12 protein-coding genes and 1 rRNA gene are annotated in these 12,374 nt (G+C 75.4%); 2 read left to right on the top strand and 11 right to left on the bottom strand.

Translation table 11 applies throughout. The features are described from left to right. Position 1: 1 nt before the first annotated feature. The 8 genes from ACIA5A_RS29375 to ACIA5A_RS29410 all read right to left on the bottom strand — a co-directional run bounded on the left by ACIA5A_RS29375 (position 2) and on the right by ACIA5A_RS29410 (position 7,889). Positions 2-865 carry a hypothetical protein gene (locus ACIA5A_RS29375; RefSeq protein ID WP_396767762.1) on the bottom strand — a complete coding sequence of 288 codons (864 nt, stop codon included), beginning with the start codon at positions 863-865 and terminating at the stop codon, positions 2-4. Positions 866-926: 61 nt separating this feature from the next. After that, positions 927-1,868 carry a copper transporter gene (locus tag ACIA5A_RS29380; RefSeq protein ID WP_396767764.1) on the bottom strand — a complete coding sequence of 314 codons (942 nt, stop codon included), beginning with the start codon at positions 1,866-1,868 and terminating at the stop codon, positions 927-929. 28 nt (positions 1,869-1,896) lie between these two features. After that, positions 1,897-3,075 carry a putative cytokinetic ring protein SteA gene (gene steA / locus ACIA5A_RS29385; RefSeq protein WP_396767766.1) on the bottom strand — a complete coding sequence of 393 codons (1,179 nt, stop codon included), beginning with the start codon at positions 3,073-3,075 and terminating at the stop codon, positions 1,897-1,899. 118 nt (positions 3,076-3,193) lie between these two features. Continuing rightward, positions 3,194-4,951, bottom strand: a complete 1,758-nt coding sequence (recN, locus tag ACIA5A_RS29390; RefSeq protein ID WP_396767768.1) for a DNA repair protein RecN — start codon at positions 4,949-4,951, stop codon at positions 3,194-3,196. Positions 4,952-5,405: 454 nt separating this feature from the next. Continuing rightward, positions 5,406-6,290: an NAD kinase gene (locus ACIA5A_RS29395; protein WP_396767770.1), complete on the bottom strand. Its 885-nt coding sequence runs from the start codon at positions 6,288-6,290 to the stop codon at positions 5,406-5,408. Beyond that, positions 6,287-7,135, bottom strand: a complete 849-nt coding sequence (locus tag ACIA5A_RS29400) for a TlyA family RNA methyltransferase (protein ID WP_396767772.1) — start codon at positions 7,133-7,135, stop codon at positions 6,287-6,289. The genes ACIA5A_RS29395 and ACIA5A_RS29400 overlap by 4 nt, the downstream gene beginning before the upstream one ends. Positions 7,136-7,158: 23 nt before the next feature. Then, entirely contained in the window at positions 7,159-7,407 is a 249-nt protein-coding gene (locus ACIA5A_RS29405) for a hypothetical protein (protein ID WP_396767774.1), read from the bottom strand. Next, positions 7,404-7,889 (bottom strand): phasin family protein, encoded by a 486-nt coding sequence (locus ACIA5A_RS29410; protein ID WP_396767776.1) that lies wholly within the window; start codon positions 7,887-7,889, stop codon positions 7,404-7,406. Before ACIA5A_RS29410 ends, ACIA5A_RS29405 begins: the two co-directional genes overlap by 4 nt. A 111-nt stretch (positions 7,890-8,000) precedes the next feature. Here ACIA5A_RS29410 and ACIA5A_RS29415 point away from each other — a divergent pair, with 111 nt between their 5' ends. Continuing rightward, the gene (locus tag ACIA5A_RS29415; RefSeq protein ID WP_396767778.1) at positions 8,001-8,336 is read left to right on the top strand and encodes an SCP2 sterol-binding domain-containing protein; all 336 of its coding nucleotides are present in this window, start codon (positions 8,001-8,003) and stop codon (positions 8,334-8,336) included. 12 nt (positions 8,337-8,348) lie between these two features. On the opposite strand, the gene ACIA5A_RS29420 is transcribed toward ACIA5A_RS29415, so the two are convergent. Continuing rightward, entirely contained in the window at positions 8,349-9,344 is a 996-nt protein-coding gene (locus ACIA5A_RS29420) for an HAD-IIA family hydrolase (protein ID WP_396767788.1), read from the bottom strand. Between the two features lie 62 nt (positions 9,345-9,406). After that, positions 9,407-10,402, bottom strand: coding sequence for a Replicase polyprotein 1ab (locus tag ACIA5A_RS29425; protein WP_396767790.1), 996 nt, complete (start codon positions 10,400-10,402; stop codon positions 9,407-9,409). Positions 10,403-10,756: 354 nt separating this feature from the next. Here ACIA5A_RS29425 and ACIA5A_RS29430 point away from each other — a divergent pair, with 354 nt between their 5' ends. Further along, positions 10,757-12,199 carry a hypothetical protein gene (locus ACIA5A_RS29430; protein ID WP_396767780.1) on the top strand — a complete coding sequence of 481 codons (1,443 nt, stop codon included), beginning with the start codon at positions 10,757-10,759 and terminating at the stop codon, positions 12,197-12,199. 71 nt (positions 12,200-12,270) lie between these two features. On the opposite strand, the gene rrf is transcribed toward ACIA5A_RS29430, so the two are convergent. After that, positions 12,271-12,374 (bottom strand): 5S ribosomal RNA (gene rrf, locus ACIA5A_RS29435); the annotation flags it as partial.

The following is a 12,374-nucleotide window of genomic DNA, read 5'->3' on the forward strand; positions in this document are numbered from 1 at the left end:
GTCAGTCGGCGAGCCGGCCCAGCTCGTCGAGGTGCCGCAACCCCGGGGTCCGCGCGATGACCTGGGTGAAGCTGACCTTCTCGCTGGCCGCGGTGAGCGCGGCGAGCACGGCCAGCGCGCCGGCGCGACCCAGCGGCCCGGTGCGCGCGGCGAGGCTCACCCCGAGCAGCGCGCCGAGCGCGTTGGCGCCGCTGTCGCCGACCATCACCCGCTCGTGCAGGTCGTCGCCGACCAGCCCGGCGGCGGCGCCGACCGCGCCCGCGGCGATGCCGCCGTAGGGGCCGGTGGACAGCGGAACGCCGAGCAGCATGCCGGACTTCAACGCCCGGCCGGGTCGCAGGTCGAGCAGGTTGACCAGGTTGGCGGTGCCGGCGACCACGCCGGCGCCGAGCAGCACGTCGAGCCCGCGGCCGACCGTGCCGGCGCGTTGCCGGCGCGGGTGCGCGGCGACCCGGGCGTCGGCCGCGAGCAGCGCCGCCGCCCCCAGGCCGGCCGCGCCCACGCCGGCGACCTTGACCAGCCCGGCGGTGACCCGCCCGGCGCGCAGCGCGGCGAGGTGCCCGGCGAAGCCCTTGGCCGCCTTCTGCTCCGGGCGCGCGCCGACCACGTCGTCGTAGAGGCCGACCGCGCCCGCGCCGACGCCGGCCAGCAGCGCGGCGGCGCCGGCCGGGGCGCTGCCGGCGCCGAGCGCGCCCGCGGTCGCGGCACCCACGGCCAGGGCCGGGCCGGCGGCCAGGGTCACCGTGCGGCCCCGGTAGTTGGTGCGCTCCAGCGCCGGCGCGCCGGGCGACACGCGCACCTCCCGCAGCGCGTAGCGGGCGGCCACCACGCCCGCGCCCACGGCCAGCAGCCGACCCAGTCTCACGCGACCCCTCCTGATCCGGACTATCGACGCGACGCGGCACGGACCCGGCGGCCCGGCGCGGTCACTGGGGCAGTTTAGGCAGCCGCGAGGCGGCGTTGTCGCCGACGCCGTACTGGCCGGCCTTCTTGCCGCTCAACTGCTCGGCCAGGGCGAGGCTGGTGACGAGCTGACCCTGCACGGTGTTGGCGTTGTCGACGGTGGAGATGGTCTGCGACAGCGTCGGGTCGCCGCGCACCACGGCGACCACGTTGCCGCCGGTCGAGCCCATGCCGGCGATCACGAGCGCGCCCGCGCGGTCGAACATGTCGGCGATCTTCACCACCGACTCGTCCTTCTTCGCCGAGTCCCTGTCCACGTACGGCTGGCCGGTGACCAGCACCACCGCCTCGGCCGGGCCGGAGATCTTGTCCTCCGGGGTGAGGTAGCCGGCGGCGGCGTACTGCTGGAGCACGGCGCGGCGGTCGGTCTCGCTGACCGCGGGGCTGCCGGCCGGGCGGTCCAGCAGGACGTTGGCCAGCAGCGCGCTGGAGGTCTCCACCCCGTGCCCGTTGCCCGGCAGGTTCGTCGTCGACGCGCTGTTCGGGCGGGCGGCGGTGACCGCCAGCTCCAGCAGGTTGTTGTTGCTGTCCGGGTTGATGAACTTGTCCTGCACGTCGACCCGGCCGGTGACGTCGGCGCCGGCGGTGCGCAGCATCTTCACCACGCCCTCGGTCTGGTCCCGCCCGCTGGGCAGGCTGACCACCACCACCCGGCGGCCGGTCAGCTTGCCGGGCAGGACGACCTCCGCCATCTCGGCGGCGAAGTCCTCCTCGGTCTCCAACTGCTTCTGCATGCTGTTGACCGACTGGCGCATCAGCGAGTTGTCCTTGCGCAGGCCGTTGACGTTCTCCCGGAGCGAGTCGGCGACCGGGCCGTTGAGGGCGGCTGTGCCGACCACCAGGCCGATCGCCAGCGCGAGGAAGACCGCGGTCAGGGACACCACGTGGTAGCGGAAGTTGATCACGCTTGCAGCCTCTTGATCGTCGGGGGAGCTAGAAGAGCTGGCCGAGCTGGAACACGAAATTGTCCCACCATTCGGAGACCACGCCCAGGTACGCCTTCCCCACGGTGGAGACCGCCACCGCCGACGCCATCGCGGCGACCGCCGAGAGGACCAGCAGCAGCAGCGACGAACCGGAGATGCTCTGCCGGTAGAGCCGGCTGACGCCCTTGGCGTCGACCAACTTGCCGCCGACCTTCAGCCGGGTCAGGAACGTCGACGCCATGCCGCCGCGGCCCTTGTCGAGGAACTCCACCAGGGTGGCGTGGGTGCCGACGGCCACCAGCAGCGACGCGCCCTTCTCGTCGGCCAGCAGCATGGCCAGGTCCTCGCTGGTCGCCGCCGCCGGGAACGTGATGGCGGGCACACCCAGGCCGTTGACCCGGGCCAGGCCCGGCGCCCGTCCGTCCGGGTAGGCGTGCACGATCACCTCGGCGCCGCACCGCAGCACGTCGTCGGTGACCGAGTCCATGTCGCCGATGATCATGTCGGGCGTGTAGCCGGCCTCGACAAGCGCGTCGGCCCCGCCGTCGACGCCGATCAGCACCGGCTTGAACTCGCGGATGTAGGGGCGCAGCACGTCCAGGTCGGCCTTGTAGTCGTAGCCCCGGACCACGATCAGGCAGTGCCGGCCCTGCACCTGGGTCTGGATCTCCGGCACGCCGACGCCGTCGAGCAGCAGGTCGCGCTCCTGCCGGAGGTAGTCCATGGTGTTGGCGGCGAACGCCTCCAACTGCACCGACAGGCCCTCCCGGGCGTCGGCCATCGACTTGGCCACCGTCTCGGAGTCCTGCAACGCGCCGTGCGCCACCGGCTCGGTGCCCACGAAGACGGTGTTGCCCTCGATGCGCACCAGGTCGCCCTCGCGGACCTGCTCGAAGACGCTCTCGCCGAGGTCGTCCAGGAGCGGGATGCCGGCCGCCACGAGGACCTCCGGCCCGAGGTTGGGATAACGCCCGGACACCGACGGCTTGGCGTTGAGCACCGCGGCGACGCCCACCGCGACGAGCGAGTCGGCCGCCACCCGGTCCAGGTCGACGTGGTCGATGACCGCGATGTCACCGGGACGCAGGCGACCGACCAGCCGTTTCGTCCGGCGGTCGAGGCGTGCGGTGCCGAGGATCGAGCCCGGTTCCGCGTTCCGGCTCCGGCGCAGTGTGGGTAGACGCATCGTGACCATCCTGGCATGTGGGGCAGGTTCTGCTGTCGCGACATGCCTGAGCAGGGCCGCCTACCCAGGGAAGCACACCCGAGCGCACCCCGGTGTGCTTGCGCTCACAATCGGGACGTCACGGACGCCTTTCCTTGGCCGCCACGGCCAGGAGCTCCTCGGCATGGGCGATACCCAGATCGGAGTCCGGCAAACCGGCCAGCATCCGGGCCAGCTCCCGGGACCGCTCGGTGTCCTCCACCACCCGCACCCCGCTGGTGGTCACCGCGCCCCCGGTGTCCTTCGCCACCACCAGGTGCCGGTCGGCGAACGCGGCGACCTGCGGCAGGTGGGTGACCACGAGCACCTGGTGACTGCGCGCCAACCGGGCCAGCCGCCGACCGATCTCCACCGCGGCCTGACCGCCGACACCGGCGTCGACCTCGTCGAAGACCAGCGTGGGCGGCCCGCCCGACCCGGCGAACACCACCTCGATGGCGAGCATCACCCGGGACAGCTCGCCGCCGGAGGCGCCGCGCTGCAACGGCAGCGCCGGCGCGCCCGGGTGGGCCAGCAGCCGCAACTCCACCTCGTCGGCGCCGTCCGGGCCGACACCCACCTCGACGCCGTTGACCGGCAGGCTCGGCTCGGCCCGCCCGGCCGCGCGGGGCAGCACCGCGACCTCGATCCGGGCGTGCGGCATGGCCAGACCGGCCAGCTCGACGGTGACCTGCTCGGCGAACCGCACCGCCGCCTCCTGGCGGGACGCGGACACCCGGCCGGCGAGGTCGGCCACCTCACCGGCGAGCCGCGACGCCTCCCGGTCCAACTCGTCCAACAGCTCGTCGGAGGTGTCCAGATCGGACAGCCGGGTCCGGGCCCGCTCGGCCCAGGCCACCACGCCGTCGACGTCGTCGGCGTACTTGCGGGTGAGCGCGCGCAGCGCGGCCCGACGCTCGTAGACCGTCTGCAGGCGGGCCGGGTCGGCGTCCAGCGCGGTCAGGTAGGTGGACAGCTCGGCGGCCACGTCGGTGACCAGCGTGGCGGCCTCCTCCAGCCGGGCCGCCAGCTCACCGAGCGCCGGGTCGGTGCCGGCCTGCGCCTCAAGCGTGCGGCGGGCGGTGCCGAGCAGCACGGCCGCGTCCGGCGTGTCGTCGGTCGCCTCCACCCCGCCGGCCACACACTGCTGCGCGACCTGGGCCGCGGTGCGCAGCCCCTCGGCGTGCTCCAGGCGCTGCGCCTCCGCCTTCAGCTCGTCGTCCTCCCCCGGCTGCGGGTCGACGCGGGTGATCTCGTCGAGGCCCAGCCGCAGCAGGTCGGCCTCCTGGCTGCGCTCGCGGGCGTTGCGCCGGCGGTCGGCCAGGTCGTCGACCACCGCCCGCCACCGCCCGTACGCCTCGCGCAGCCCGTCGAGCAGCTTCTCGTGCTCACCGCCGGCGAACCGGTCGAGCGCGGCGCGCTGCTCCGCCGGACGCAACAGGCGCAACTGGTCGGACTGGCCGTGCACGGCCAGCACCTGCTCACCGACCTCGCCGAGCGTGGACACCGGCATGCTGCGCCCGCCCAGGTGCGCGCGGGACCGACCCTCGATCGTGACGCTGCGGCTGAGCAGCAGCGAACCGTCCTCGTCGGGCTCGCCGCCGGCGTCGACGATGCGGGCGTGGACCGTCTCGGCCACCCGGCCGCGCAGCCGCAGCCGCCCCTCCACCAGCGCGCGGCCCGGCTGGGCCCGCACCCGGCCGGCGTCGGCCCGCCCGCCGAAGAGCAGGCCGAGGCCGGTCACCACCATGGTCTTGCCCGCGCCGGTCTCGCCGGTGATGACGTTCATCCCCCCGGCCAGCGGCAGCGTGGTGTCCTCGATGACGCCCAGTCCGGTGATGCGCAGCTCTTCCAGCACAGCACCCGACAGTAGCCCCGCCGGGTGACAGTTGACCAGCCGGCACGGTGTCCCGCCGACGGCGTACCGGTCAGGTCGGGTCGCGGGCGGCCCCGACGGTCCACCCGCGACGGCGCCCGCCGGCAGGGTGGGTGGTCGGGGCGCCGGTCGTCGCGTCGTCGCCCAGCTCGCGTGCCGCCGCTTCCTCCGGCGGCGGCTCGTCGACCTGTCGGCCCGACCGGGGTCGACACCCGGCCGGGCACGGCGCGCCGGTCCGCCCGCCGCGGCCGGCCGCGACGCTCCGGCGCCCCGACCCGTCGCGGCCCGACCACCCCCTGGCCTGAGCCGCGACCCGCGGGCCGCGCGTCGCCCGGGATCGGCGGGCCTCACCGCCGTGCCCGGACTCACCTCGACGCGGCCCGTACGCACACGGTAACCCGGGCCGGCCGCCGAGTCCGGTCTCCTGAGCCGTCGATCAGCGGCGGTTGCCGCGCCAACCCTGCACGGGCAGGTCGAACTTCGCCACCAAGCGGTCGGTGAACGGGCGCGCCCGCAGCCTGACGATGCGCACCGGCAGCGCGCCCCGGCGCACCGTGACCCGGGCGCCGGGCGGCAGGTCGTAGACCCGCCGGCCGTCGCAGCAGAGCACCGCGAGCGTGGTGAACGGGTCGACAGTGATGACGAACGTGGAGGTCGGCGCGGTCACCAACGGGCGGCTGAACAACGCGTGCGCGCTGATCGGCACCAGCAGCAGCGCCTCCACCTCCGGCCAGACCACCGGCCCGCCACCGGAGAACGCGTACGCGGTGGAGCCGGTCGGGGTGGCGCAGACCACGCCGTCGCAGCCGTACCGCGACAGCGGCCGGCCGTCCACGTCCACGAGCAGCTCCAGCATCTGGGCCCGCTCGCCCTTCTCGACGCTGATCTCGTTGAGCGCCCACGACTCGATGGTCGGCCCGCCGTCGAACTCGGCGGTCACGTCGAGCGTGAGACGTTCGTCCACGGTGTAGTTGCGCCCGACCACGTCCCGCACCGCGGTGTCCAGGTCGTTGATCTCCGCCTCCGCGAGGAAGCCGACCTTGCCCAGGTTGATGCCGAGCAACGGCGCCTTCGCCGGGCGAGCCAGCTCGGCGGCGCGCAGGAACGTGCCGTCCCCGCCGAGCGCGAACACGATCTCCGCGCCCTCGGCCGCCTCCGGACCGGTCACCGGCACCACGCCGGGCAGGTCGAGGTCGTCGGCCTCCTCGGCGACCACCCGCACCTCGAAGCCGTTGGCGATCAGGTCGGCGGCCACCGCGCGGGCGTGCTCGGTGCTGCGTCGCCGGCCGGTGTGCGTCACCAGCAGCGCGGTCCGACTCACCCGGACACCTCCTCGGTCGTGGCCGCCGTCGCGGCGGCGCCCTGCGGACCGGCCGCGACCACCGCGCGGACCCGGTCGGGGTCGGCGGCCGGCGCGCCCCGGCGCAACCATACGAAGAACTCGACGTTGCCGCTCGGCCCGGGCAGCGGGCTGGCGGCCACGTCGGCCAGCCCGAGGCCGAGACGCGCGGCGGCGGCGGCCACGTCGAGCACCGTCTCGGCGCGCAGCGCCGGGTCGCGCACCACGCCACCGGCGCCGACCCGCTCCTTGCCCACCTCGAACTGCGGCTTGACCATCAGGGCCAGGTCACCGTCGGGCCCGGTGCAGGCGGCCAGCGCGGGCAGCACCAGCCGCAGGGAGATGAACGACAGGTCGGCCACCGTCAGGTCGACCGGGCCACCGATCGCCTCCGGCGTGAGGGTACGCACATTGGTGCGCTCGAACACCCGGACCCGCTCGTCGGTGCGCAGCGGCCAGGCGAGCTGCCCGTAACCGACGTCGACGGCCACCACCTCGGCCGCGCCGGCGCGCAGCAGCACGTCGGTGAACCCGCCGGTGGAGGCGCCCGCGTCGAGGCACCGCCGGCCGGCCACGGCCAGCCCGCCCGGGGTGAACGCGGCGAGCGCCCCGGCCAGCTTGTGACCGCCCCGCGAGACGTAGTCCTCCGCCGGGTCCTCACCGGTGACCAGCAACGGGTCGGCCGGATCGACCATCGCCGCGGCCTTGCGGGCCGGCACCCCGCGCAACTGGACCCGACCGGCCTCCACCAGCGCGGCGGCCTGCTCGCGGGAGCGGGCCAGGCCACGCCGGACGAGTTCCGCGTCCAACCGGGTACGACGAGCCATCGGTGTCCGTTCTCCGCCTCTGCTCAGGCCTGGTCGATGCTGGCCAGGGTCTCGCGCAGCGTGTCGTACGCCGCCTCGTACTGGGCGATCTGGTCGGCCGGGGCGAGCGCCTCGGCGTTGGCCATACCGCGTACCGCGGCGTCCACGGCCGGGTGCGAGGCCACGCCCACCTCCTCGACCGGCGCCGGACGGATCCCGGGCGGCGGTCCGGGGCGGACGCCCGGCGGCGGACCGGGGCGCGGCGGCGGACCGGGCAGGTGGGGCGCGCTCACGACGCCGCCGCCGGTCGCCCGGCGGCCTTCTTCGCCGGCCGGGCCGGTGCGGCGGGCGACCCGTCGGCCGGTGTGCGGGCCACCGTCGCGTCGGGCTTGCGCGCGATCGCCTTCTTGGCCACCGCCTTCTTCGCCACCGCCTTCGTCGCCGGGGCGGGGGCGGGGGCCGGCGCGGGGACGGTGCGCGCCTCGCGCAGCTGCCGCTCCAGGTCGTGCACCCGGCGGGTCAGCTCGGCGACCTCGTCGGCGGTGGCCAGCCCGACCGCGCCGAGCGCCCGGTCCACCTCGAAGCGCACCAGCTTGGTCAGCGCCTCCCGGTTCGCCAGACCGGTGGCGACCAGTTCCTCGGCGAGCGACTGGAGCTGCCCGGCCGTCGCGCCACCCTGGCCGACGGCCCGCTTCACCGCGTCCTGCGCCTTCTTCCGGGGCGCCTCCGTCAGGCCCATGGCCAGCTCGAGGTAGGCGCGCCACGCGTCCTGCATGCCTGATTCCTTCCGCGGGGCGGGGTGTGCAGGTGCCACGCTACCGGGCACCGGGGACGCACCGTTGCGGTACGGTGCCCGCAACGGTACGGCTCGTGGTGAGGAGACGATGTGGCCAGCGTGGACGACTGCCGACAGGCGTTGCAGGACCTGGCCGACCGGCTCGACCGGCACGTCGAGGCGCAGGGACGCATCGACCTCGACCGCACGCTGGCCTGCCGGATCACCGATCTGGACACGGCCTTCCACGGGCGTCTCGAAGGCGGCCGGCTGATCGGCCTGACCGACGGCGACGACCCCAAAGCCAAGATCGCGCTGAGCACCGGCAGCGACGATCTGATCGCCCTGGTGCACGGCAAGCTCGACATCATGTCCGCGGTGGCGTCCCGCCGGGTCTCGGTGAAGGCGAACCCGTTCGACCTGATGAAGCTCCGCAAGCTGCTCTGAGCAGCCGCCCGCTCAGCCGTCGAGGCCGAACGCGGCGAGCGCCTCCGCCGCCGCCGGGGACGCGCCGCGCACCCGCGGTGCGGCCGAGGTCGACCAGGCCACCGCGCAGAGCGCCGCGAGCGCGTCCAACGGCCGGCCCGCGCCGTCGAGCGTGAGCTCCCCGCCGGTTTCGGTCACCGACCAGCCGCCGCCGTCCGGCCGGCCCGGCACCGCCACCACGGCCTCCGGGTCGAACAGCCCGGCCAGGTCGAACGAGACGTACGCCGGCCGGCGCGACTCGGGCGCGGCCAGCAACTCGGCCGCGTCGCTGACCCCGGTCAGCACCAGCAGGCTGTCCAGCCCGGCCCGCCGGGCGCCCTCGATGTCGGTGTCCAGCCGGTCGCCCACCACCAGGGTGCGGCCGGTACCGGCCCGGCGTGCCGCGGTCGCGAACAACGCCGGCTCCGGCTTGCCCACCACCACGTCCGGCTCCCGGTCGAGCGCGGTACGCAGCACCGCCACCAGCGAGCCGTTGCCGGGCAGCGGACCACGCGGACTGGGCAGCGTGCGATCGGTGTTGGTGGCGTACCAGGGCGCGCCCGCCCGCACCGCCAGCGACGCCTCGGCCAGGTCGGACCAGCCCACCTGCGGGCCGTACCCCTGGGCCACCGCGGCGGGCTGCTCCTCGGCCGTCGACACCGGCCGCAGGCCCACCGCGCGCAACTCGGCCCGCAGCGCCTCCGCGCCGACCACCAGCACCGGCGCGCCGGCCGGCAACCGCTCGGCGAGCAGCTCGGCGGTGGCCGCCGCGGAGGTCAGCACCTCCGCCGGCTCGGCCGGCACCCCCATGCCGGTGAGCAGGTCGGCCACCTCGCTGGAGCGACGCGAGGCGTTGTTCGTCACGTACGCGATCGCCCGGCCCTCCGCGCGCAGCCGGCCGACCGCCTCGACGGCGCCGGGGATGGGCCGGTCGATCAGGTAGATGACCCCGTCGAGGTCGAACGCGACGAGGGCGTACCCGTCGACCAGCCGCTCGTGGGCCCCGACGCGGTCACGACCCGCGCCGGGACCGGCGTCCCCGGCCTGCCCGGTCACCGGCGCTCCGCCCCCTCGTCCCCGGCGGCCCGGGTGTCCTCGGTCGACGGCCGGTCGCGGTCGGCCCCGGCGGGCGCGCCGGCGTCGGCGTCGGCGAGCGCGCCGGCCTCGGAGTCGGTCAGCGCGTCGTCGGCGAGGTCGCCGGCGTCACGGTCCCGGTAGCCGGCCCGGGCCGCGTCGCCGCCGTCCACCGGGTCGACCCGGTCGTCGCCGCCCCGCACGGAACGCTCGTCCTGCTCGTCGTCGTCCTCGGCCCGGTCGTCCAGGTCGTCGTCATCGTCATCGTCGTCGTCGAGGTCGTCATCCTCGTCGAGGTCGTCGTCATCGTCGTCGTCGAGGTCGTCATCCTCGTCGAGGTCGTCGTCATCGTCGTCGTCGAGGTCGTCATCCTCGTCGTCGTCGAGGTCGTCGTCCTCGGCGCCGGTCGCGGCCGCCGGCGCGGACGCCGTCCCGTCGCCCTCCGACTCGTCGTCCTCGTCGTCACCCTCGATCAGCACGCCGTCGAGTTCCAGCAGCCGCTCGGCGGCGTCGGTCTCACCCTCGGAGTCGATGTCCGCGGCCCGGGAGAACCACTCCCGCGCCTCCTCGCGCCGGCCCACCGCGAGCAGAGCGTCCGCGTACGCGTAGCGCAGCCGGGCCGCCCACGGCTCGGTCGACTCGGCGGTCAACTCGCGGACCTGCAGCATCGCCACGGCCGCGTCCTTCTGACCCAGGTCACCCCGGGCGCCGGCGGCCACGATCAGCAGCTCGGTCGCGACGGCCTGGTCGAGCTTCTCCCGGTCCGCGCCGCGGAACAGGTCGATCGCCCGCTCCGGCCGGCCCAGCGCCCGCTCGCAGTCGGCCAGGACCGCCAGGTGGATCTGCAGGCCGGTCATCCGGTGATACGTCCGCAGCTCGGCGATGGCCGTCTGCCACTCCCCGGCGTGGTACGCGGCCAGGCCGACCGCCTCCCGCACGGCGGCGATCCGCGAGGCGAGCCGACGGGCCGCCATCGCGTGCGCCAGCGCCAACGCCGGGTCCTCGTCGATCACCAGACCGGTCGCGACGAGGTGCCGGGCGACGGTCTCCGCCACCGGCTTGGCGAGGGAGAGCAGTTCCGCCCGGACGGGCGAGTCGAGATCGGCGGCGACCACGTCGTCCGGCAGCTCCGGCGCCTCACCGGTCCGCCCCTCGCCCCGCTCGTCCTGCCGCTCACGCTGCGGCCCGAAGGCGCCCGGCCGTCGGTCGTCCCGCTCCGGCCGGTCGCCGTAGCCCCGGCGCTCCCCGTCCCGCTCGGAACGACCACCCTGGTAGCCGCCCTCGCGGCGCTCGCCACCGGCGTACCCCTCGCGGCGGTCGCCGCCCCGGTGACCGCCCTCGCGGTCGTCCCGGCGGAACCCGCCCTCGCGGCGCTCGCCACCGCGGTAGCCGCCTTCCCGGCGGTCACCGCCCCGGAAGCCGCCCTCGCGGCGCTCGCCACCGGCGTACCCCTCACGGCGGTCTCCGCCCGGACGGCTGTCGCGGCTGAAGCCACCCTCACGACGCTCGCCGCCGCGGAAGCCACCCTCGCGGTCACCGCCCCGGAAGCCACCCTCGCGACGGTCCCCGCTCGGACGACTGTCGCGGCTGAAGCCGCCCTCGCGACGGTCGCCGCCGCGGAAGCCACCCTCGCGGTCACCGCCCCGGAAGCCACCCTCGCGGTCACCGCCCCGGAAGCCACCCTCACGGCGGTCTCCGCCCGGACGGCTGTCGCGGCTGAAGCCACCCTCACGACGGTCCCCACCCGGACGGCTGTCGCGGCTGAAGCCACCCTCACGGCGCTCGCCGCCGCGGAAGCCACCCTCGCGGTCACCGCCCCGGAAGCCACCCTCACGACGGTCCCCGCCCGGACGACTGTCCCGGCTGAAACCACCCTCACGACGGTCACCACCGCGGAAGCCGCCCTCACGGCGGTCCCCGCCGGAGCGGTTGTCCCGATTGAAGCCGCCCTCGCGACGGTCGCCGCCGCGGAAGCCACCCTCGCGGTCACCGCCCCGGAAGCCGCCCTCACGGCGGTCCCCGCCGGAGCGGTTGTCCCGGCCGAAGCCGCCCTCACGACGGTCCCCACCGCGGAAGCCACCCTCACGGTCACCGCCCCGGAAGCCACCCTCACGACGGTCCCCACCCGGACGACTGTCCCGGCCGAAGCCACCCTCACGACGGTCCCCACCGCGGAAGCCACCCTCACGGTCACCGCCCCGGAAGCCACCCTCACGACGGTCCCCACCCGGACGGCTGTCCCGGCTGAAGCCACCCTCGCGACGCTCGCCGCCGCGGAAGCCACCCTCACGACGGTCCCCACCCGGACGGCTGTCCCGGTTGAAGCCGCCCTCGCGACGCTCGCCGCCGCGGAAGCCACCCTCGCGGTCACCGCCCCGGAAGCCGCCCTCACGGCGGTCTCCGCCCGGACGGCTGTCGCGGCTGAAGCCGCCCTCACGACGGTCACCACCGCGGAAGCCACCCTCACGACGGTCCCCACCCGGACGGCTGTCCCGGCTGAAGCCACCCTCACGGCGCTCGCCGCCGCGGAAACCACCGTCACGACGGTCACCGCCCGGGGCACCACCGGAGCGGTTGTCGCGGCCGTAGCCGCCCTCGCGGCGGTCTCCGCCACGGTTGCCGCCGGCGCGGTCGTCACGGCCACCCCGGTACGAGGGGCGGTCATCGCGGCGGGCGTCGCCGCGCCCCTGGCCACGGTCGGCGCGATCCTCGAAGCGGCGGGGGCCGTCCCCGCCGTGCGGTCCAGAGCTCACAGGTGCATTCCTTCCTGATGGCGTTTCCGCCAGAAACGCTAACGCAGTCGAGGGCCGACCCTACTGGGGCGGCCCTCGACTGAAAGATTGTCCGGCGATGTCCTACTCTCCCACACCCTCCCGAGTGCAGTACCATCGGCGCTGGAGGGCTTAGCTTCCGGGTTCGGAATGTTACCGGGCGTTTCCCCTCCGC

Origin of the sequence: Micromonospora sp. NPDC051300 (assembly GCF_044455315.1) — a bacterium.
Classification (GTDB): Bacteria; Actinomycetota; Actinomycetes; order Mycobacteriales; family Micromonosporaceae; genus Micromonospora; species Micromonospora robiginosa.